The 21,813-nt window shown below is 69.7% G+C and carries 17 protein-coding genes; 5 read left to right on the forward strand and 12 right to left on the reverse strand.

The features are described 5' to 3' along the window. Positions 1 to 25: 25 nt before the first annotated feature. The gene (locus tag AB0I66_RS24010) at positions 26 to 1,489 is read right to left on the reverse strand and encodes a DUF4192 domain-containing protein (protein WP_363209968.1); all 1,464 of its coding nucleotides are present in this window, start codon (positions 1,487 to 1,489) and stop codon (positions 26 to 28) included. A 133-nt stretch (positions 1,490 to 1,622) separates the two neighbouring features. Here AB0I66_RS24010 and AB0I66_RS24015 point away from each other — a divergent pair, with 133 nt between their 5' ends. Together AB0I66_RS24015 and AB0I66_RS24020 are read left to right on the forward strand one after the other, a co-directional pair. Further along, complete coding sequence (locus AB0I66_RS24015; protein WP_363209969.1) at positions 1,623 to 3,812, forward strand: RecQ family ATP-dependent DNA helicase; 2,190 nt, start codon at positions 1,623 to 1,625, stop codon at positions 3,810 to 3,812. A gap of 214 nt (positions 3,813 to 4,026) precedes the next feature. Further along, positions 4,027 to 4,665 carry a hypothetical protein gene (locus AB0I66_RS24020; RefSeq protein WP_363209970.1) on the forward strand — a complete coding sequence of 213 codons (639 nt, stop codon included), beginning with the start codon at positions 4,027 to 4,029 and terminating at the stop codon, positions 4,663 to 4,665. Positions 4,666 to 4,870: 205 nt separating this feature from the next. On the opposite strand, the gene AB0I66_RS24025 is transcribed toward AB0I66_RS24020, so the two are convergent. From AB0I66_RS24025 to AB0I66_RS24035, 3 genes are all read right to left on the reverse strand, one after another. Next, positions 4,871 to 5,545: a hypothetical protein gene (locus tag AB0I66_RS24025; RefSeq protein ID WP_363209971.1), complete on the reverse strand. Its 675-nt coding sequence runs from the start codon at positions 5,543 to 5,545 to the stop codon at positions 4,871 to 4,873. 78 nt (positions 5,546 to 5,623) lie between these two features. Then, entirely contained in the window at positions 5,624 to 6,325 is a 702-nt protein-coding gene (locus tag AB0I66_RS24030) for a ribonuclease HII (protein WP_363209972.1), read from the reverse strand. A 47-nt stretch (positions 6,326 to 6,372) separates the two neighbouring features. Continuing rightward, the gene (locus tag AB0I66_RS24035; protein WP_363209973.1) at positions 6,373 to 6,987 is read right to left on the reverse strand and encodes a TetR/AcrR family transcriptional regulator; all 615 of its coding nucleotides are present in this window, start codon (positions 6,985 to 6,987) and stop codon (positions 6,373 to 6,375) included. Positions 6,988 to 7,111: 124 nt separating this feature from the next. On the opposite strand from AB0I66_RS24035, the gene AB0I66_RS24040 reads away from it, so the two are divergent. Then, positions 7,112 to 8,668 carry an MFS transporter gene (locus AB0I66_RS24040; protein WP_363209974.1) on the forward strand — a complete coding sequence of 519 codons (1,557 nt, stop codon included), beginning with the start codon at positions 7,112 to 7,114 and terminating at the stop codon, positions 8,666 to 8,668. Between the two features lie 163 nt (positions 8,669 to 8,831). Here AB0I66_RS24040 and AB0I66_RS24045 read toward each other — a convergent pair whose 3' ends face one another. From AB0I66_RS24045 to AB0I66_RS24065, 5 genes are all read right to left on the reverse strand, one after another. Next, positions 8,832 to 10,292 (reverse strand): DUF4173 domain-containing protein, encoded by a 1,461-nt coding sequence (locus AB0I66_RS24045; protein ID WP_363210063.1) that lies wholly within the window; start codon positions 10,290 to 10,292, stop codon positions 8,832 to 8,834. A gap of 469 nt (positions 10,293 to 10,761) precedes the next feature. Further along, positions 10,762 to 11,670, reverse strand: a complete 909-nt coding sequence (locus AB0I66_RS24050) for an ADP-ribosylglycohydrolase family protein (protein ID WP_363209975.1) — start codon at positions 11,668 to 11,670, stop codon at positions 10,762 to 10,764. 12 nt (positions 11,671 to 11,682) lie between these two features. Continuing rightward, positions 11,683 to 12,342, reverse strand: coding sequence for a histidine phosphatase family protein (locus AB0I66_RS24055; RefSeq protein WP_363209976.1), 660 nt, complete (start codon positions 12,340 to 12,342; stop codon positions 11,683 to 11,685). 130 nt (positions 12,343 to 12,472) lie between these two features. Then, a complete protein-coding gene (locus tag AB0I66_RS24060) occupies positions 12,473 to 13,078 on the reverse strand; it encodes a YdbC family protein (RefSeq protein ID WP_363209977.1) in 606 nt (201 codons plus the stop codon). A 33-nt stretch (positions 13,079 to 13,111) separates the two neighbouring features. Next, the gene (locus AB0I66_RS24065; RefSeq protein ID WP_363209978.1) at positions 13,112 to 13,945 is read right to left on the reverse strand and encodes an arylamine N-acetyltransferase; all 834 of its coding nucleotides are present in this window, start codon (positions 13,943 to 13,945) and stop codon (positions 13,112 to 13,114) included. Positions 13,946 to 14,138: 193 nt separating this feature from the next. On the opposite strand from AB0I66_RS24065, the gene AB0I66_RS24070 reads away from it, so the two are divergent. Continuing rightward, on the forward strand, positions 14,139 to 14,666 hold the full coding sequence (locus AB0I66_RS24070) for a TerD family protein (RefSeq protein WP_363209979.1): 528 nt from the start codon (positions 14,139 to 14,141) through the stop codon (positions 14,664 to 14,666). 111 nt (positions 14,667 to 14,777) lie between these two features. Here AB0I66_RS24070 and AB0I66_RS24075 read toward each other — a convergent pair whose 3' ends face one another. Together AB0I66_RS24075 and nrdR are read right to left on the reverse strand one after the other, a co-directional pair. Then, positions 14,778 to 17,678, reverse strand: a complete 2,901-nt coding sequence (locus tag AB0I66_RS24075; RefSeq protein WP_363209980.1) for a vitamin B12-dependent ribonucleotide reductase — start codon at positions 17,676 to 17,678, stop codon at positions 14,778 to 14,780. A 134-nt stretch (positions 17,679 to 17,812) separates the two neighbouring features. Next, entirely contained in the window at positions 17,813 to 18,367 is a 555-nt protein-coding gene (nrdR, locus tag AB0I66_RS24080; protein ID WP_363209981.1) for a transcriptional regulator NrdR, read from the reverse strand. 494 nt (positions 18,368 to 18,861) lie between these two features. Here nrdR and lexA point away from each other — a divergent pair, with 494 nt between their 5' ends. Continuing rightward, positions 18,862 to 19,644 (forward strand): transcriptional repressor LexA, encoded by a 783-nt coding sequence (lexA, locus tag AB0I66_RS24085; RefSeq protein ID WP_363209982.1) that lies wholly within the window; start codon positions 18,862 to 18,864, stop codon positions 19,642 to 19,644. A gap of 104 nt (positions 19,645 to 19,748) precedes the next feature. On the opposite strand, the gene AB0I66_RS24090 is transcribed toward lexA, so the two are convergent. Continuing rightward, positions 19,749 to 21,791: an ATP-dependent DNA helicase gene (locus tag AB0I66_RS24090; RefSeq protein WP_363209983.1), complete on the reverse strand. Its 2,043-nt coding sequence runs from the start codon at positions 21,789 to 21,791 to the stop codon at positions 19,749 to 19,751. Between the last annotated feature and the right edge of the window lie 22 nt (positions 21,792 to 21,813).

Consider the following 21,813-nt stretch of genomic DNA (forward strand, 5'->3'; position numbering starts at 1 on the left):
GCCCTCCGGTGCCGCACACCCGCGTTCACGTGTCGTTCCTCGCCGTGCGACGGATGGTGCGGCGGCGGTTCTGCGGCCCCGTGCTCGGCCTGTCGGTGGTCGGCCTGTCGGTGACGCGTGCGCCGGGGCCTGCCTTCGGACGGTCGGGTCGGCGACGTCGAGCGGCTGCTACACCCACCGGCTCACCCGCGGGGCCCGACGACCTCGACGGCTCCGAAGGGCTTGAAGAGTCCGAAGGGTCTGAAGGGGCCGAGGGGCTCGACGTCCCCGAAGGCTCCGAGAAGAGTGGCAGTTCGGTCTGCACTCCCTTGACGCTGCGGTCGCGTCCCTCCGTGCGCAAGCAGCGGCGGATCGGCTCGGGGTCCAGATCCCCGGTGCAGGCATGGTGCAGGAGTTGCGCGAAGGTGTAGTTCGGATCGGCGCCCAGCGCCATGGCCAGGGCTTCCTGGCCTTCTGTGGTGTCGCCCAGGGACCACGCGACCCAGCCCGCCAGCGACAGCGGTGCCGCCGCGTGCTCCCCGTAGGCCCCGACGCAGCGGCGGGCCAGGACCCGCCAGAGACGAAGCGCGGACGCCGCGACATCGCCTTCCATCCACTCCGCGGCCCGGTCTCGCGTCGTACGGTCCTGCAGCCCGAGGATCAGCGCGGCGGCCTCGTCATGCGCGAGAAGCTCGTCGTCCTGGAGGTCCGCCTCAAGCCTGTCGACGACCGCGGGTGCGGCCACCATGCGCGCCATGATCCGTCGGGCCAGGTCAAGCGTGTCGGCGGCGACGTCGGCGTGCCCGTCCTCCGCCAGCATCCGGTGCACGAGCTCCATGCCCGCAGCGTCGAGCGCGGCTTCCTGGTCGACTGCGGCGACTGATTCCCAGGGAGACAACCGCGCCCGCATCTCCCTTGTGGTGACGCCTACTTGGACACCGGCGTAAGCCGTGGCGGCGGCCAGAACCGAGGTGCCGGGACGCAGCAGCGGCACGCCCTCCGGCGGGCAGCACTGCTTGTTCGGGCAGCAGTAGGTCCAGAAGGTGCCCGCCGAGATGCACACGACCTCGAACACGGGGACGTCGAGCCTTCCGCAGGCGGTGCGGAGCACCTGCGCCAGTGGTCGCAGGCGCTCCATGACCTGCCGGCCGGTCTCCGTGCCGACCGGTTCCGCGCACAGGAAGGCCACGATGCCGTCAGGCCGGGCGTCGCGCCGCTCACAGCCGCCCACCAGGCACTGGGCGAGCTGCTCCGCGATGGGCGGCCAGTCCTCCGGACGCCCGGGAATACCGAGGCGCACCCGGCCGCCGAACCGCCCCCGCTCGCCGTGCAGGGCGATGAGGACGACACTCTCCTCGGGCTTGAATCCGAGCAAGTACGGCAGGGCATCCGCGAGTTCGGCCGGGGTGCGCAGGGTGACCGACGCGTCGTCGATGGACGCGGCCCGCCCGGAGGAGTTGATGGAGTTCGTCGAGTCGATCGGATCGTTTTGCTCGCTGTGGTTCGTCATGCGCCGACTCTCCCGCGAATGGCCAGGTTCCGGTTTGCCCTGTGGATAAGTGCGGTCAGGGGCACGCCAAGAGTTATCCACAGCTCGGCGGACCCGTTCGCCTAATGTCAGACCCATCGGGTTGCATGGGGGCATGAGCAACGAAGATCTGCGCACGGCGGCCGATGCCGTACTCGCCCGCCTCGTCGGCGGCCCCGCGCCCACAAGCGGTGAGGCGTCCCCGTCAGACGGCCCACGGCTGCGTGAGGACCAGTGGCGCGCGATCGAAGCGCTCGTCGCCGACAAGCGGCGGGCCCTGGTCGTGCAGCGCACGGGCTGGGGGAAATCCGCCGTGTACTTCGTCGCGACCGCGCTGCTGCGGGAGCGGGGCAGTGGCCCCACCGTGATCGTCTCCCCGCTGCTCGCGCTCATGCGCAACCAGGTGGAGTCGGCGGCACGAGCCGGGATCCGCGCCCGCACGATCAACTCCTCCAACACCGAGGAGTGGGAAACGATCCAGGCCGAGGTCGCCTCCGGCGACGTGGACGTGCTCCTCGTCAGCCCGGAGCGGCTGAACAACCCGGACTTCCGCGACCAGGTCCTGCCCAAGCTCGCCGCCGCGACCGGCCTGCTCGTGGTCGACGAGGCGCACTGCATCTCGGACTGGGGCCACGACTTCCGGCCCGACTACCGACGGCTGCGCACGATGCTCGCCGATCTCCCCCCGGGCGTCCCCGTCCTGGCGACCACCGCGACGGCCAACGCGCGCGTGACGGCCGACGTGGCCGAACAGCTGGGCACGGGCGGCACTTCGGACGCGCTCGTGCTGCGCGGCCCCCTCGACCGCGAGAGCCTGAGCCTGAGCGTCCTGCAACTCCCCAATGCGGCACACCGGTTGGCCTGGCTCGCCGACCATCTGGACGATCTGCCGGGCTCAGGGATCATCTATACGCTCACCGTCGCCGCAGCCGAGGAGATCACCGCCTTCCTGCGGCAGTGCGGGCACACCGTCACCTCGTACACCGGAAAGACGGAGAACTCGGACCGCCAGCAGGCCGAGGAGGATCTGCTCGCCAACCGCGTGAAGGCCCTGGTCGCCACCTCCGCCCTGGGGATGGGATTCGACAAGCCCGACCTCGGTTTCGTGGTGCACCTCGGCTCCCCCTCCTCCCCGATCGCGTACTACCAGCAGGTCGGTCGCGCGGGCCGAGGTGTCGATCACGCGGAGGTGCTGCTCCTTCCGGGCAAGGAGGACGAGGCGATCTGGAACTACTTCGCCTCGCTCGCCTTCCCGCCCGAGGAGCAGGTCCGGCGCACGCTGGACGTGCTGGCGCAGGCGGGCAGGCCCCTGTCGCTGCCCGCCCTGGAGCCGCTGGTCGAGCTGCGCCGCTCACGCCTGGAGACGATGCTCAAGGTCCTCGACGTGGACGGAGCGGTCCGGCGCGTCAAGGGCGGTTGGACCTCCACGGGGATGCCCTGGGCGTACGACGCCGAGCGCTATGCCTGGGTCGCCAAGCAGCGACAGACGGAACAGCAGGCGATGCGTGACTACGCCACGACTCCCGGCTGCCGGATGGAGTTCCTGCGTCGGCAGCTGGACGACGAGGCAGCCGCACCCTGCGGCCGCTGCGACAACTGCGCGGGGGCCCGCTTCACCGACGCCGTGTCGTCCGGGGCGCTCGACACGGCGAAGGGCGAACTGGTCCGCGCGGGCGTCGACGTGGAGCCCCGCAGGATGTGGCCCACCGGGCTCGCCGCGATCGGCGTCGACCTGAAGGGACGCATCCCCGCCGGGGAGCAGGCGTCGCAGGGACGCGCGTTGGGGCGGCTCTCGGACATCGGGTGGGGCAACAGGCTCCGGCCGATGCTCTCGCCGCAGGCCCCTGACGGGCCGGTGCCCGACGATGTGGCGAACGCCGTGGTCGGTGTCCTCGCCGACTGGGCGAAGGGCCCCGGCGGCTGGGCATCGGGCGGCACCGACGCGCAAGCGCGACCGGCCGGCGTCGTGACCATGTCCTCGCACACCAGGCCCCAGCTGATCCAGTCGCTGGGCGCGCGGATCGCGGAGATCGGCCGCCTGCCCCTCCTCGGCTCCATCGAGTACGCCGCCGGAGCCGATTCGACGCACGTTCCGAGGAGCAACAGCGCCCAGCGTCTGCGCGCCCTCGACGGGACGCTGACCGTGCCTCCCGAGCTCGCCGCGGCGCTCCAGGAAGCGGGCGGCCCCGTGCTGCTCGTCGACGATCTGACGGACAGCGGCTGGACCCTGGCGGTGGCCGCGCGCATGCTCCGCCGTGCCGGAGCCAAGGGGGTGTTGCCGCTGGTCCTGGCTGTACAGGGCTGACGAAAGCGTCAATGGGGGGCGCCTTGGGCAGGGATATAGAAGGCGCATCACCAGATACCGGTCGGCGGCCCCAATTGCTCGTTGCCGCAAGGCAGTCCGGCGGGAAGAATTGGTATCGCTCCCCGCGCGGCTCTCCGTGGCCCGGCAGCACTGTGCCGCGGTGCGCTCCCCCAGTCCGACCCCGCCCTCTGGGCGCGTAGCCGAAGGGAGGACCGTGACCTTCGGATTCGCTCCGTCCGCTGCGGCATCGATGTCGGAGTCTTCGACGACTGCTGAGATGTCCGCCGACCCCGCCAACCGACTGGCCCGGATGCTGGAGCCCGCGGAGTGGTCAGCCGCGGGGATTCCCCTGCTGCGCAACCCACGTGAGGTCGTCAGCGGCCTGCACGCCCGGCATCGTCCGACGCCCGCGACAGCCGTCGTCGCCGTCCTCGATCCGGAGGAACGGCTGCGGGCGAGCGCCTCGTTCCCCCGTCGGCCGAGCGCGGCGGACGGCTGGGTCTTCCGTAACGCCCTGCTCGCGCAGTTGCGCCGGATCATCCCGCACGATCTGCGCCGCCGCACACCGGTACGCACGGCCGTCCTGCTCTACTGCCGTGACGGTGACGCGCGTTGGACACAGGAGGACGGGGCGTGGATGTGGGGGCTGCGGGACGCCTGCACGCTGCACGGGCTGCGGTGCGGCGCCTACATCACGTTGACCCGTGACGGCTGGCAGGTGCTCGGCGAGGGGCGCGGCGGCCGTCGGCCGAGCACAGGCTCACAGCCCGAGACTTTCGCCGACACCGATCCGCCGCCACCACGTACCGGCGGCGCCGCCTCCGACGTCCTGCGCCGAGCGGCGGCACGCTGAGGCGTCCGCCGTACCACCCGCCGCGAGGCGGGCCACAGGCATGGACCGGCGCGCGCCCACCGGCAGCGTCGCGCGAAGGGCGACACGCACAGCTCGGGCTGACTCCGCCATGCCACCGGAACCGGTCGCCCCACGCCGCGACTTCGTCCACCTGACGACGAACGTCAGGCAGGCGAAGCCGAGGCGCGGATGTCGACAGCGAGCGTCAGACGCCCGCGCCCAGCATCGCGTTGATCCGCTGCGGGTCACCGCAGACGATCAGCAGGGTTCCGGCCCGGGCGAGCGCCGTCGGCAGCGCGCCGACCGCGATCTCCTCGCTGCCGCCGTTGACGGCGACGACGACCACGGGGCGGGACACGGCACGGTCCAGGGCGGCGGCGTCCGCGTAGAAGACGTCGTCACCCGCGTCGTGCTGAGCCCAGTAGGAGACCTCGCCGAACGACAGCTCGTGCGTGGCCCACGGGTGCGGGTCGCCGGTGGTGATCACCAGCACCTCACCCGGAGCGCGGCCCGAGTCGAGCAGCAGGTCAACGGCTTCCTCGGCGGCGTCGAGCGCCCCCTCTACGGGAGCCGGGATCAGCTGGATCTGCGGAACCGAAGTACCGGCGTCCGGCGCGGGGCCGGCGGGGACACCGGCGGGAGCGACGGAAGGTACGGAAACAGCCGGGGCGGACGGCCCGGGCTTGGCGGCCGGCTCACGCGACGTGCGCTGCGCCGGCGGCGTCGGCCGGGCGGGGCCCGGTCGGCCGGGACGCGGCGCGGCCGCGGGACGCGGGCCGGGTACGGGGCGGGGGGTCGGCGTGATGCGGCCACTGGCCGGGGTCACGCGGGGACCCTGGGCACTCTCGTGAATCTGAGGCTCCTCGGGACTGAGAGGCATGCGTTGTTATTTATCAAACGCCGGTGCGGGTGGCATCGGCGGGTGGCACTGGAGTGCGATGTGGAACTGCCGGAAGCGTCAGAAATCGAAGCCGAGCTGGCCCTCGATCTCCGGAACGCTTCCATCCGCCCAGCTGCGGGCCTTCTTGAGGTGCCGCCACTGGGGCAGCGCATCAAGATACGCCCACGTCATCCGGTGGTACGGGGTGGGCCCCCGCTCCGCCAGCGCGGCCTTGTGCACCGGCGACGGATAGCCGGCGTTGGCCGCAAAACCGAAGTCTGCATGTTCGATACCCAGTTCGGCCATCATTTTGTCGCGCCGAACCTTCGCGATCACCGACGCCGCGGCGACGGCCACACAGGATTGATCGCCCTTGATCACCGTACGAACCTGCCAGGGAATCCCGAGATAGTCGTGCTTCCCGTCGAGGATCACCGCTTCCGGACGCACCGGAAGCGCCTCCAGGGCGCGCACCGCGGCGAGCCGCAGCGCGGCGGTCATCCCCATGTCGTCGATCTCCTCGGGCGAGGAGTGCCCCAGGGCATAGGCCGTGACCCAGCTCTCCAGCTCCCCCGCGAGCGTGGTGCGCCGCTTGGGAGTGATCAGCTTGGAGTCGGTGAGCCCTTCGGGCGGCCTGCGCAGTCCCGTGATCGCCGCACATACGGTGACCGGTCCCGCCCACGCGCCGCGCCCGACTTCGTCGACTCCGGCAACGATCTTCGCTCCGGTGGTAGCGCGAAGGGAGCGCTCGACGGTGTGGGTGGGTGGTTCGTACGGCATGGCGCCTGACAGCGTACGCCGCCGCATGCCACCCGCGACACCCAGGTCTACCGACGAAGCAGCGGAACCATGACCTGATCGATCAGCTCGGTGAACTCCTCGTCCCCCCATTCGCTCCCGCACACCTTGGACCGGTACATCATCATCGCCGGAATGACATCGCATACGTAGGAATTCGTGGCATCGTCACGGACCTCTCCGCGCTCGACCCCGCGGCGTACGACCTCTTGGATCAGTCCCACGCTCGGCCCGATGACCCCGTCGAAGATCACGCCATGGAACCGCTCGGCCGTCACCGTGTCGCACTCGTGAAGGACGGCGCGGAGTGCGAATCCGGGCCGCGAGAACATCGCCTCACGCATCTGCCTGCACAGCTGGAGCAGGTCCTCCCTGACCCCTCCGCAGTCCGGTGCGGAGTCGAGTTTCGGAAGGCCGGCCTGCAGCGCGTCGACGACGAGGTCCTCCTTGGAGGGCCAGCGGCGGTAGACGGCGGCCTTGCCGGTCTGCGCGCCCGCGGCCACGCCTTCCATCGTCAGGCCGGCCCAGCCGACGGTGCTGAGCTGTTCGAGCGTGGCCTCGAGGATCGCCCGTTCGAGCACGGGGCCCCGGCGGCGCAGGGAGGCCGTCTGAGCGGCTGCGGCGCTCCAGCGCGAAGTAACCATCGATATCTCTCCGTTGGAGTACGAGGCAGTGTCAGTGAACGGTTGCGTTCACTGATGGGGAGTCACTACCGTGGACGGGACAGTGAACGGGAGCGTTCACTAACGCACCTGTGGGGGACCCATAGTGACAACCTCTCAATTAGCCAAAGATCAGAAGCCAGGTGCCGCCCGCCGAGAAGGCCGACCCGGTATCGCCCTGACCGTCATCGCGGCCTGCCAACTCATGGTGGTCCTCGACGCGACGATTGTGAACATCGCGCTCCCGCACATTCAGGACGCGCTCAAATTCTCCACCACCGACCTCACTTGGGTCGTCAGCGCGTACACCCTCACGTTCGGCGGCCTGCTGCTCCTCGGCGGCCGGGCCGGTGACATCCTCGGCCGCCGCCGCGTCTTCATGACCGGCATCCTGGTCTTCACCCTCGCCTCGCTCCTGGGCGGATTCGCGCAGGAGCCCTGGCAGTTGCTGGCCGCGCGTGCCCTGCAGGGTGTGGGTGGCGCGATCGCGTCGCCCACTTCCCTGGCCCTCATCACCACGACGTTTCCCGAAGGCCCCGAGCGCAACCGCGCGTTCGGGGTGTTCGCGGCCGTCTCCGCGGGCGGCGGCGCCATCGGCCTGCTGGCCGGCGGCATGCTCACCGAGTGGCTCGACTGGCGCTGGGTGCTGTTCGTGAACGTGCCGATCGGCATCCTGATCGCCTTCCTCACCCCGCTCTACATCAGCGAGTCCGAGCGCCATCCGGGCCGTTTCGACATCGCGGGCGCCCTCACGTCGACCCTCGGCATGGCCTCCCTGGTCTACGGGTTCATCCGGGCGGCCGAGGACGGCTGGAGCGACAGCCTCACCATGGCGTCGTTCGGCGCGGCGATCGTGCTGCTCCTCGCGTTCGCCCTGATCGAGAGCCGGGCGAAGGAGCCGATCACTCCGCTGAAGATGTTCGCCGACCGCAACCGCTCCGGCTCGTACGTGATCATGCTGAGCCTGGCCGCGGCGATGTTCGGGATGTTCTTCTTCATCGTTCTCTTCGTGCAGAACGTCCTGGGCTACACCCCGATCGAGGCGGGCCTCGCCTTCCTGCCGGTCACGGTGGCGATCGTGGCGGGTGCGGGCATCTCCCAACGGCTGCTTCCGACCCTGGGTCCCAAACCGTTCATGGTGATCGGTTCGGCCCTCGTCGCCATCGGGCTCGGCTGGCAGACCCTCATCAGCCCGGACAGTTCGTACGTGAGCGGAGTGCTCGGCCCGATGCTCCTGTTCGGCTTCGGCATGGGTCTGAACTTCGTGACCCTTACATTGACGGCTGTCTCCGGAGTGGCCCCGCACGAGGCAGGCGCAGCATCAGGGCTGCTCAACGCGACGCAGCAGGTGGGCGGCTCGCTCGGCCTCTCCATCCTGACCACGGTGTTCGGCACGGCGAGCCGCGACGAGGGCAAGGAACAGATGGCGGACTTCATGGCGAACGCCTCGCCGGAACAGAAGGCCGCCTTCGCCAAGACCGGCGAACTGCCCGCACCCTGGGGGCACGAGGTGCTGTCCGAGGGGATTTCGACCGCCTTCATACCGGCCGTCGCCATGGCCCTGCTCGCCCTGGTCACCGCGCTGGTGGTGGTCCGGGTACGCAAGAGCGACATGGACGCGTTGTCCGGGACGGCAAGCCCGGCGGGCCCGGCGGGCGGCTGACAGACGCGCACGCGCACGTGCCGGGTCGCCCATGGGGACGGGAGAGCGGCCCGGCACACGCCGCCGCGGAGGGCCACAACCGCCCTCTCGTCACCCGGCGGACCCGCGACCCCGCCTCTCATCACCGAGCAGACCCGCAACCCGCCCGCCGCCCAGCCGCGCCTCAGCGGTACGAGGTCCCCTCGTCAAGGCCCATGCAGTCCGATGAAGAAGCCTTGGGAGGCCGGTCCTCCAGGATCTCCCTGGCCCGCGCCTCCCCCAGGCTGGTGGCGTACCAAGGACCGCGCTCGGAGCCGAGGCTCGTCTCGATGCCCTCAAGGACGCAGGAACGCAGCGGTTCCGGCAGCCCGTCGAGGGCCGGAGCCGCATCGGCGGACAGCCCCTGCGCGTACTCCAGGTCGAACTTACCGGTGTCTTCGTAGCGCTGCACATTGCGCTCGGCGATGAGTCCGTCGGGCGAGAGGAGCCCCAAGGCCAGTACACCGGCGGCCGCGCTCGCGGCAACGGCGCGCGGCAACCAACGCGCCCCCCACACCCCGGCCGCCATGATCAGCACGATGACCAGGCCCAGCCAGAGCTCGACGGCCACGACCGACACCCTCAGCCTGGTCAGGCCGTACGCCTCGACGTACATGTCCATGCGCCGCACCGCCGACGCGACGACGACGAGTGTGAGGGCGCAGAGCGTGCCGAGCACGGCGCGCACCAGACCTCGGTCGCGCGCCCCGTCCCGCGGCGCCCAGCGCAGGGCGAGGACGATGACGACGAGAGTGAGCAGCGTGGCGAGCAGCAGCTGCCAGAAGCCCTGGCGTGCGTACGCGGCGTACGAGAGGTCGGTCTTCTCCAGGACCGCGTCGTAGCCGCCGAAGAGGACGGCGAGCTGCACCACGTTGAACGCCGCGAACAGCAGGTTCAGGACGATCAGCGGCAGCGCCCACTCGACGCGGCCCCGCTCCCGTCCCGGCCCCACGACGAGCTGGTCCCACCGCACGGGCGCGGCAGCGGTGTGTGCCGCGGCGAGCGCCCCTACGATGCCGGCCGCGAAGAGCAGCAGACGCCATGGCCCGTCGGCAACGGAGGCGTCGGGCATCAGATCGCCGAGCAGCCCCGCGAAGGCGGCGTCGGCCCCGGCGAACAGCGCGCCGAAGACCAGCAGCAGCACGGCGGTCACCACGGCCGCCCGCAGCACGGGACCGCTCCTGGACCCGCTCGCACGGCCCTGCACCCCGCGCCAGCCCCAGCCGAGACCGGACAGCACCGCTTCGAAGAGACCGATCGGCCCGAGCAGCACGCCGGGCCAGGTACGGCAGCCGTGCAGCGCGAGCGAGCCGAGGCCCACGGCGCCGACGACGGCGAGGAATGAGGGCCATCCCGCGTCCCGCAGCGCGGGCACGGCAAGCAGCGCGAGGCCGCCGATCGCCCAGGCCAGCGTCCATGGGCGCGGTCTTCGACCGGCCTGCTCGGCGGCGAAGTACGCGGCGAGCGCGGCGGGCACGGCGACGATCAGCAGGTTGATCGCGAGCCCGTCGCCGAGCAGCAGCATGCTCAGCAGGCCGGTCGCGAGCACCGCGCCGAGCGTGCCCGTACGGACCGGTGCGGGCGGCTCGGAGCGCAGGTCGGCCAGCAAGGGCTCGTGCTTGTACGCGCCCTCCGGATACGCCCAGTCGGGATGAGGCCTTGGGCCACCGTCCGCGGCGCGCGGCCCGGGCACGGCGTCCTGGGGCTCCTCAGGCGCCTCGCCGCTGCTGCCGCCGTCAGGCCGCCGCACTTCCGTCGGCTCTTTGGCCGGATTCCCTGCTGGTGGATCTGCCACTGAACGCGCTGGTGAATCCTCCACATCTGATGGCTCAGGCGTGGACGGTGAATCGGACACGGGACCCCCTCCCGGCCGGCCCGCACGTGCAGCGGACGGCACGCACGCGTGGCGGGGCCGCCGGGCGACCGGCATCTCGTAAGGCGCCAGTCATGATCAACTCGCGGCCTGCCGGAAAGAGTAGCCGGGCCACCGACGAAGGCCCCCGCATCGGCCGAGCTGTGGCATGACCGTGACAGTCACCCCGGAACCTCTGAGCGTCACGCGGTGACCGCAGAGGTCACCCCGCCGTGACCGGCACCCAGCCGGGCAGCGCCTCGGTCCGCTCCAGCCACGCCTCGGAGGGCGCTCCACCCTCACCGGCAGCGACCACTCCGCCCACGATGGCGCAGGTCGTGTCCATGTCGCCGCCCACCTGGGCGGTGGACCAGATGGCCCGCTCGTAGTCACCCAAGCCACGGGCGGCCGACCACAGCGCGAACGGCACCGTGTCATGAGCCGTCGTGCGGCGGCCGCAGCCGAGCACCGCGGCGACCGTCGCCGCGTCCCCGTAGTCGAGCATGTCCCGCGCGCGGCGGAGCCCCGCTCCCACGGCGCTGCGGGGCACGAGGTCGATCACGCCGTCGAGCAACGTCTTCGGCGCGGGCGGCCCTGCGGGGTCGGCCGCGAGCGCCGTGGCGGCAGCCACCGCCATGGCTCCCACGACCGCCTCGCGGTGCTGGTGCGTGGGGTAGGCGGAGATCTCCGCCTGGTGGGTCGCCTGCTCCGGGTCGTCCGCGTACCAGGCGCCGAGCGGGGCGATCCGCATGGCCGCGCCGTTGCCCCAGGAGCCCTGCCCCTTGAACAGCGCGGAGGCCAGCTCCCGCCAGTCCCCGCCCTCCCGGACCTGCCTGAGCAGCCGGTTCACGGCAGGGCCGTAGCCGCGGTCGAAGTCGTGGTGCTCGGCGAAGGACAGGGCCAGGGCGTCCTGGTCGATCCGGTCGTGCCGGATCAGGACCGCGAGCACGGAACAGGCCATCTCGGTGTCGTCGGTCCACTGCCAGGGGCCTGGGGGCGCTTCGCGGCGCTTCAGCAGGGGGTAGTTCGCGGGCACGAAGAACTGAGAGCCCAGCGCGTCCCCCACCGCCAGTCCGCGCAGGCTGGCCAGAGCGCGGGCCAGGCGCCGGTCGGGAGAGGAGTCAGCGGTCATCGCCCTGCCACTCTATCCGGTGACGCCGTAGGGTTCGGGTTCGCGCCAGCGTTCGAACGGCCGGTCCAGTGTGTACTTGCCGTCGTCGCCGAGCACCAGCGTCCTCATCTCGCCGTTCCCGGGGTTGGACAGCGACTCGAACTCCGCCACCGACCAGTGGAACCAGCGCATGCAGAAGAGCCGCATGGTCAGGCCATGAGTGACGAGCAGGACGTTCGGCGGATGGTCCGGGGCCTCGAAGCTCCGGTAGAGGCTCTCCAGGAATGCGCCCACCCTGTCGTACACGTCGGCACCTGACTCACCCTGGGCGAAGCGGTAGAAGAAGTGGCCGTACGCGTCGCGGTAGGCCTTCTGCAGCCTGACGTCGTCCCTGTCCTGCCAGTTTCCCCAGTCCTGCTCCCGCAGCCGCGGCTCCTCGCGGATTCTCACCAGTTCGGGGTCGAGTCGCATCGCGCGGAAGGTCTCGTGGGTACGGCGATAGGGCGAGACGTACACGCTCACTCTCTCGCGGCCGACGGCCTCCCGTAGCTGCTCGCCCGTCTCGTCCGCCTGGCGCCAGCCCTTCTCGGTGAGCGCCAGCGCGTGATCGGGTTCGCGTTCGTACACGGTGTCGTCGGCGTTTCCGGCCGACTCGCCGTGCCGGACAAGGAAGATGCGCTGCGGACGTGCCATACGGAAACCCTAGATCGGCCCCTCCCCCGCGGCTCAACCGGTCGGCCGTCGGGGCTCCATCCGGCGTACGCGGTCGCCGTCGGCGCCGCCGCTCACGGCGGCAACATCGCAGGTCACCGCAGGTGGGACGTCACACCGTCCACGACGGCTCCAGTTCCACGATGTCACCGGCCAGCGCCGCGACATCGGCCTCCGTCTGGGCCCGCAGCGAGAGGCGCTCCACGCGTTCCCTGCGGTACTTGCCGTGCTCGGCGGCCGAAAGCCACATGGAGAGCACGAGGAACTCATGCCCGGGCGCCTCCCCGAAGAGCCCGCGCACCATCCCCGGAGAGCCGGCCATCGCAGGGTTCCAGACCTTCTCCTGCATGAGCGCGAAATGCTCCACCCGCGCCTCGCGGACCCGGCAGTGCGCCACCCGCACCACGTCCGCGTCCGTGAAGCGCGGTTCGAAGCCGGTCTTCACGTCGAAACGGTGATCGAAGAGCTTGCTCTGGATGTCCTTGAAGGTGCCTGACTGCGTGGCGGCGAGCCGGTCGTGGGAACGCGCCATGAAGGAGTCGTAGAAGGCCCGGCTCTCCCAGAAGCCGAAGACGTGCGCCACGCCCGGCCGCTCCCGACTCCACCCCCCGCCCTGTCCCCGGAACCCCGGCTCCCCCAGAAGCCCCGCCCACTTCCGCTGTCCCCGCTCGAACCCCCGTCGGTCCACCACGGTGCAGCGAATCCACTTGACCAGCACCGCGCCATCGTACGGCGCGGAACGTGGCCCGGGTCACGCTCCGGCGTAGTGCGCCCGGATCAGCCCGGCGCGATCATCGGCGGTCAGTTCAATACCGAACTCACGGTCGAGGACATCCCCCAACTCCTGGGCGGATACGTCGCGTTCGTCCGATGTGCCGCCCGGTCGCGTCACCGTCAGGCGCTCGCCGACCAAAGTGCGCCGCACCTCCGGAGCGGCCCTTTGGATCACCGGGCGGCGGATGAACGACGACAAGGGGTGGGTCGACGTGTAGTGGTTCATCACTACGTAGTCGACGACAAGGCGCTCTTCCAGCGTGTATTCATAGAGGTCGAACCAGCCGTCCGCGTGCTCGGTCCGCAACACCCGCGCACCGTTCGCCTCTTGGACGATCCCGAACCGCCACTCTCCTTGTCGCACGTCTTGCCGTACGTCGCCCTCGTCCCCCATGGGAATCGGTTCGAGCAGGCCCTCGGCGCCGAAACCGACATCACAGTGCCACTGCCGACCGTCCGCCTCGACCCGCAGAAGCATGTGCGTCACCGCGCGCCGCGACGAGGCACCCGCCCGGACCCGGGCCCCGAGTCCCGTGACGGCGAAACCGATCCGCTCCAGAGCCGCGGCGAACAGCAGATTCTGCTCGTAGCAGTAACCGCCTCTGCGCTGCCGCACCAACTTGTCCTGCAGAGCGCCCAGATCCAGCGGCACGGGCCGCCCGAGCATCATCTCCAGGTTCTCGAAGGGGATCGACGCCACATGCGCACGGTGCAGCGCACGGAGGGTGTCGAAGTCGGGCTTCGCCTCTCCCTCGTGGCCGACCCTGGCCAAGTAGGCCTCGATGTCCAGTTCTTCCCCGTTCCATGTCATGAGGGCAATGATCTACGCGCGCACAAGGGCACGCCACCTGGAATGTCCGCGTCAGCCCCAACAGCCGTACTGATCAGCCGACTTCAGTGATGTCAGTCATACGCCGTAGCGTGTCTGTAGGACATGCCGTCCGGACATGTCTGATGCGGCAGCGTCAGCCGGGATTTCGAAGAGTGCGAAGAGGGGGAGCTCCGTGAGCAGTGTCAGCAAGGGGATCAAGAAGGTCGAGGTGGGGCTCAAGTGGGACCCGAGCCCGGTCGGTGCGCCTCCCCATGATCTCGACATCATCGCCGCGACCTACGCCGCGCACGCTCCGTACGACAGCCCGGTGTACCTGGTGCACTTCGACAGCCGCGCCCCCGACGGGACGATCACCCTCAACAGGGACAGCAAGACGGGCCAGGGCTTCGGCTTCGACGAGGTCATGACCCTGGAGCTGGACCGGCTCGCGGCCGCCTACACGCGCGTGGTGGTCGGTGTCGCCATACAGCCCAACGAGGCGCGGAAGGTCTTCGGCGACATCCCGAACACCGGGGTGCGCATCCGCGAGGGGCACACCGACCTCGCGCAGAGCGATCTTTCCGCGGTCTCCGGGCACACCGCGGCGACGATCGCCGAGTTCAACCGCGACGAGACGGGCGCGTGGTCCTTCCGCGAGATGATCCGCGGGTTCGAGGCCGACCCGACGTCCTTCGCCGCGGTGATGGGCACCGAGATCTGAGCACGGCGCCCGGAGCGGGAAACGCCAAGGGCGGTGACGTCGATTTCTCGGCATCACCGCCCCGGACGATCAGGCTTCACTCCCGGTCGGCGCCGGGAGCTCCTGGCCGGATCAGCTGCAACCGCTGGTCGAGCCGCAGCCCTCGCAGATGTAGCAGGAGCCGGCCCGCTGCATCTTCGTGCCGCAGGAGAAGCACAGCGGCGCGTCGGCCTGGATGCCGAGCTGCATCTCGACGAGCTCGGCGCTGGTGTGCGCCTGCTGCGGAGCGGGCTTCTCGGCCTCGGCCTTCGGTTCCGCGACGGCCTTCAGGACCTCGGGCTGCCGCGGGGCGGACTGGGCCAGGCCCTCGACGTCGACGTCCGACTCGTCGTCCATGGACGGCTCGTACGAACCCGTCTCCAGGTGACGCTGGCGCTCCTCGGCCGAGTGGATGCCGAGCGCGGAGCGCGTCTCGAAGGGCAGGAAGTCCAGCGCCAGGCGGCGGAAGATGTAGTCGACGATCGACTGCGCCATCCGCACGTCCGGGTCGTCCGTCATGCCGGCCGGCTCGAAGCGCATGTTCGTGAACTTCGAGACGTACGTCTCCAGCGGGACGCCGTACTGCAGGCCCACGGAGACGGCGATCGAGAAGGCGTCCATCATGCCCGCGAGGGTCGAGCCCTGCTTGGACATCTTCAGGAAGACCTCGCCGAGACCGTCGTCCGGGTAGGAGTTGGCGGTCATGTAGCCCTCGGCGCCACCCACGGTGAAGGAGGTGGTGATCCCCGGGCGGCCCTTGGGAAGGCGCTTGCGGACGGGGCGGTACTCGACCACCTTCTCGACCGCGGCACGGATCGTGTCCTCGGCCTTCTCGGTGACCTCGGCCTTCTCCTGCTCCTTCTTCTTCGCGGAGAGGGGCTGGCCGACCTTGCAGTTGTCGCGGTAGATGGCGAGCGCCTTGACGCCCATCTTCCACGCCTCGTAGTAGACCTCTTCGACGTCCTCGACGGTCGCCGTCTCCGGCAGGTTGACCGTCTTGGAGAGCGCACCGGAGATCCACGGCTGGATGGCCGCCATCATCCGGACGTGGCCCATCGCGGAGATGGAACGCTCGCCCATCGCGCAGTCGAAGACCTCGTAGTGCTCGGGCTTCAGGCCGGGGGCGTCGATCACATTGCCGTGGTCGGCGATGTGGGCGACGATCGCCTCGATCTGCTCCTCCTGGTACCCCAGGCGACGCAGGGCCTGCGGCACGGTGCCGTTGACGATCTGCATCGAGCCGCCGCCGACGAGCTTCTTGAACTTCACCAGGGCGAGGTCGGGCTCCAGGCCCGTGGTGTCGCAGGACATCGCGAGACCGATGGTGCCGGTCGGGGCGATGACGGACGCCTGGGAGTTACGGAAACCGTTCTTCTCGCCGAGGCGGAGCACGTCCTGCCAGGCCTCCGTGGCGGCGGCCCAGATCGGCGAGTCCAGGTCGTCCACGCGGGGCGCCGTGGCGTTGGCGTCGGCGTGCTGCTTCATGACGCGCTTGTGCGGCGTGGCGTTCTTGGCGTAGCCGTCGTAGGGGCCGACGACCGCGGCGAGCTCGGCGGAACGCTTGTACGACGTGCCCGTCATCAGGGAGGTGATGGCGCCGGCCAGGGAGCGGCCGCCGTCGGAGTCGTACGCGTGACCGGTGGCCATCAGCAGGGCGCCGAGGTTGGCGTAGCCGATGCCCAGCTGGCGGAAGGCGCGGGTGTTCTCGCCGATCTTCTGCGTGGGGAAGTCCGCGAAGCAGATGGAGATGTCCATCGCGGTGATGACCAGCTCGACGACCTTGGAGAAGCGCTCGGAGTCGAAGGACTGGTTGCCCTTGCCGTCGTCCTTGAGGAACTTCATCAGGTTCAGCGAGGCGAGGTTGCAGGACGTGTTGTCCAGGTGCATGTACTCGCTGCACGGGTTCGAGCCGTTGATCCGGCCGGACTCCGGGCAGGTGTGCCAGGCGTTGATGGTGTCGTCGTACTGAATGCCGGGGTCGGCGCAGGCCCAGGCGGCCTCGGCCATCTTGCGGAAGAGCGACTTGGCGTCGACCTCCTCGATGACGTCGCCCGTCATACGGGAGGTCAGGCCGAACTTGCCGCCCTCCTCGACCGCCTTCATGAACGTGTCGTTCACGCGGACCGAGTTGTTGGCGTTCTGGTACTGGACGGACGTGATGTCGTCGCCGCCCAGGTCCATGTCGAAGCCCGCGTCACGCAGGGCGCGGATCTTCTCCTCTTCCTTCACCTTGGTCTCGATGAAGCCCTCGATGTCGGGGTGGTCGACGTCGAGGATGACCATCTTGGCCGCGCGGCGCGTGGCGCCACCCGACTTGATCGTTCCTGCGGAGGCGTCGGCACCGCGCATGAAGGAGACCGGTCCCGAGGCGTTGCCACCGGAGGACAGCAGTTCCTTGGAGGAGCGGATGCGGGAGAGGTTCAGGCCGGCGCCGGAGCCGCCCTTGAAGATCATCCCCTCTTCCTTGTACCAGTCGAGGATCGAGTCCATGGAGTCGTCGACGGCCAGGATGAAGCAGGCGGAGACCTGCTGCGGCTGGGGCGTTCCGACGTTGAACCAGACCGGCGAGTTGAAGCTGAAGATCTGGTGCAGGAGGGCGTACGCCAGCTCGTGCTCGAAGATCTCGGCGTCGGCGGGCGAGGCGAAGTAGCTGTAGTCCTCGCCGGCCTTCCGGTACGTCTTCACGATGCGGTCGATCAGCTGCTTGAGGCCGGTCTCGCGCTGCGGGGTGCCAACGGCCCCGCGGAAGTACTTGCTGGTGACGATGTTGACCGCGTTCACCGACCAGAAGTCGGGGAACTCGACGCCACGCTGCTCGAAGTTGATCGAGCCGTCGCGCCAGTTGGTCATGACGACGTCTCGGCGCTCCCAGACCACCTCGTCGTACGGGTGCACGCCGGGCGTCGTATGGATGCGCTCGATACGCAGACCCTTGCTGGCCTTGGATCCCTTGGCTCGGGAACCTCGTGCCGGGCCGCTCGTCGTCTCGGTCATGCCGCCTCCCTGTATCAGGCTAAAACGCCCTGAAGTGCCACGATGTTCCCGTGACACGGTGTTGTCTGGTGCCGCGAAAGCCGCGAAGGCTCCCGCAACAGGTCTGTGTGTGCCGCCGTCGGCCGTTCAGCCGGTCAGTCGGCGGCAGTGGCGGGCACCGGGACTTCGACAGTCCCTCCGGGCCCGCAGTCGTTCGCGCCGGGCTCCCCGCCGGCGCCCTGCGGCTCTTCGTCGAGCCGCTTGTCCCGCTGGTCCCTCAGCTCCCCGACGGCAGCCTCGAAGTCGTCGAGCGAGTCGAACGCCCGGTACACGGACGCGAAGCGCAGGTAGGCCACGAGGTCCAGCTCCTGCAGCGGACCGAGTATGGCCAGACCGACGTCGTGCGTGGTCAGTTCGGCACTCCCGGTGGCCCGCACCGCCTCTTCGACCCGCTGGCCGAGCTGGGCGAGCGCATCCTCGGTCACCGGGCGCCCCTGGCACGCCTTGCGTACGCCGTTGATCACCTTCGTACGGCTGAACGGTTCGGTCACGCCGCTGCGCTTGACCACCATCAGCGAACACGTCTCCACGGTCGTGAAACGACGGGAGCAGTCGGGGCACTGACGGCGCCTGCGGATCGACGTGCCGTCATCGGTGGTGCGACTGTCGACCACGCGACTGTCGGGGTGCCTGCAGAAGGGGCAGTGCATGGAACTCCCAACCCTCCTTCACGACACGACTCATTGGCCTCAACAGGCCCGTGAGGCCCTCGAAGCAGCCCCAAGCATAGGCGATGCCCAAGGCCTGAAAAGACCCGGGACCACAACTTCTGGGCCGTGGTTGCAATCCAACCACTAGATCTGGGGTTTGACCGTAAATCCGGCCCCATCGCGTGTCGCGCTCCCCTGGCCCGACGTGAAGAGTACGAGCCCGTCCCGCGCGCCGCACGGGAAGGGGGTGGTGCGGGGTTGACCGGGTACCGAGTGGCAGTATGGGAGCCCCACTGAGGGGGCTGCGGCCCTGGCGGTGAAGCGTACCGTAATGAACCGAAATGCCAGTCGGCTCGAACGTTAGCCATACACCCAGACGCATGATCAGAACAGGCGATCTGCGATTTTTCACTCGAACGTGTGTTTGGCGCAACCTTTCGAAAGCAACTACCGTTGGCTAACTAGGGAGAACATCTCGAGAGGGGCCGACCGACGTGACCACCACCGCAGACAGCGCCACCATCACTGCCCAGGACCGCCAGAGCCGACTCGAGCCGGTGCATGCCATGAATGATGCAGCCACGAACCAGGAGGGCCCCAAGCCCACACGCTCCCTACCGGGCCGACCTCCTGGCATCCGCGCCGACAGTTCAGGGCTCACCGACCGGCAGCGCCGCGTCATCGAGGTCATCAGGGACTCGGTGCAGCGGCGGGGGTACCCGCCGTCCATGCGGGAGATCGGGCAGGCGGTAGGCCTCTCCAGCACCTCATCGGTCGCTCACCAGCTGATGGCCCTGGAGCGCAAGGGCTTCCTGCGCCGCGACCCGCACCGCCCGCGGGCGTACGAGGTGCGTGGCTCGGACCAGCCGAGCAGCCAGCCCACGGACACAGCAGGCAAGCCCGCCGCTTCGTATGTCCCGCTGGTCGGCCGCATCGCGGCCGGTGGCCCGATCCTGGCCGAGGAGTCGGTGGAGGACGTCTTCCCGCTCCCCCGGCAGCTCGTCGGCGACGGTGAGCTCTTCGTCCTCAAGGTCGTCGGTGACTCGATGATCGAGGCCGCCATCTGTGACGGGGACTGGGTGACGGTCCGCCGCCAGCCGGTCGCCGAGAACGGCGACATCGTCGCCGCCATGCTCGACGGCGAAGCCACGGTGAAGCGGTTCAAGCGCGAGGACGGTCACGTGTGGCTGTTGCCTCATAACTCCGCGTACCAGCCCATCCCCGGTGACGAGGCCACGATCCTCGGCAAGGTGGTGGCGGTGCTGCGGCGCGTGTGAGCCTCCGCCCCTGACCGGGCCCCGGAACCAACTGCGCCGGTTCCGGGGCCCTGCTGCGTCCCACAGTCGCTTCACCCGGCTCGGGCATCAGCCCGGGCCGATTCTCATGCCTCGGCAGCCTCGTCCTCGTCTTCCGTCTGAGGATTGGTCTTGGGGTCAGGCTTGGGATTCGGCTTGGGATCTGCCTTGGCTGCCGCGTCGATGGCGGCCAAGGAGCGGCGGGCCTGATTGCGGTCCGTCGTGTACCAGAAATCGGGGAGCGAAGCCCTCAGATAGCTGCCGTAGCGCGCGGTCGCGAGCCGGGGGTCCAGGACGGCGACCACTCCACGGTCCGCGGAGGCCCGCACCAGCCGGCCCGCGCCCTGCGCCATCAGGAGCGCCGCGTGGGTTGCGGCGATGGCCATGAAGCCGTTGCCCCCGCCGTCGTCCACCGCCTTCTGGCGAGCGCTCATCAGCGGGTCGTCGGGGCGCGGGAAGGGAATCTTGTCCATGACCACCAACTGGCAGCTCGCGCCGGGAACATCGACGCCCTGCCACAAGGACAGCGTCCCGAACAGGCAGGTCCGCGTGTCCGCCGCGAAGTTCTTGATCAGCTCGCCCAGCGTCTCCTCGCCCTGCAGCAGGATGGGCATGTCGAGACGGCCGCGGAGCTCCTCGGCGGCGTTCTGAGCGGCGCGCATGGAGGAGAACAGGCCGAGCGTACGGCCGCCTGCCGCCTCGATCAGTTCGGCCAGCTCTTCGATCATGTCGCTGCGCGGGCCTTCGCGGCCCGGCCGGGCCAGGTGCTGGGCGACGTACAGGATTCCCTGCTTGCGGTAGTCGAAGGGCGAACCGACGTCCAGGCCCTTCCAGGCCGGGGCGTCCTCGGACTCGATGCCCTCGGGAGCGAGCCCCAGGGAAGCGCCCACGCCGTTGAAGTCGCCGCCGAGCTTGAGGGTGGCGGACGTGAGAACGACCGAGCGATCGCTGAAGAGCTTCTCGCGGAGCAGTCCCGACACGGACATGGGGGCCACCCGCAGCGAGGCCCCGAAACGGTCGTGCCGTTCGTACCAGACGACATCCCACTCGGAGCCGTTCGTGATGCGCTCCGCCACATCGTGGATCGTCTCGACGGAGGCGAGCGCCTGCTTGCGTACGGCGTCCTCGTCCTGGACCGATTTGTCGCGGGTGGAGCCGAGGGCCGAGATGACCGTACGGGCCGCGTCACGCAGAGCCATCAGCGCGTACCCGAGATCCTCCGGGACCTCCTCGAGGCGGCCGGGGAGGGCCAGCTCCATCACCCGCTCGAAGCCCTCGGACGCGGTCTGGAGCTGATCCGCCGCTTTTTCGTTGACGAGCTTGGCGGCTCGGCGTACGGCTCGGTTGACCTGGCCGGGGGTGAGCTCGCCGGTGGCGACACCGGTCACCCGGGAGACCAGTTCGTGCGCCTCGTCCACGATCAGCACTTCGTGCTGAGGAAGGACGGGGGCGCCCTCGATGGCGTCGATCGCGAGGAGCGCGTGGTTGGTGACGACGACCTCGGCGAGCTTGGCCCGCTCCCGCGCCGCCTCGGCGAAGCATTCCGCCCCGTACGCACACTTCGTGGCGCCCAGGCATTCCCTCGAGGAGACCGAGACCTGGGACCAGGCACGGTCGGAGACACCTGGGGTCAGGTCGTCCCGGTCGCCGGTCTCGGTCTCGTCCGCCCAGTCGCGCATCCGCAGCAGGTCCTGGCCGAGCTTGCTGGTGGGGGCAGCGGCCTCGAACTGGTCGAAGAGGGCCGGCCCGTCCTCCTCTTCTTGCGGCACGCCTTCGTGGAGGCGGTGCAGACACAAGTAGTTCGAGCGGCCCTTGAGCATGGCGAACTGGGGGCGGCGGCGCAGCAGCGGGTGCAAGGCGTCGACCGTCCGCGGCAGATCACGCTCCACGAGCTGGCGCTGCAGCGCGAGGGTGGCCGTCGCGACCACCACGCGCTCACCGTGCGCGAGCGCGGGCACCAGGTAGCCGAGGGACTTACCCGTGCCGGTGCCGGCCTGGATCAGCAGATGGGAACCGTCGTCGATCGCCTCGGCGACGGTCTCGGCCATCGTCACCTGGCCAGGGCGCTCTGTGCCGCCGACGGCGGTGACGGCGGCGTGCAGGAGCTCGGGAAGGGAGGGCTTTGTCATAGCGCGACCACCCTACGGGTCT

Origin of the sequence: Streptomyces sp. NPDC050439 (assembly GCF_040655335.1) — a bacterium.
In the GTDB taxonomy this organism is placed as follows: domain Bacteria; phylum Actinomycetota; class Actinomycetes; order Streptomycetales; family Streptomycetaceae; genus Streptomyces.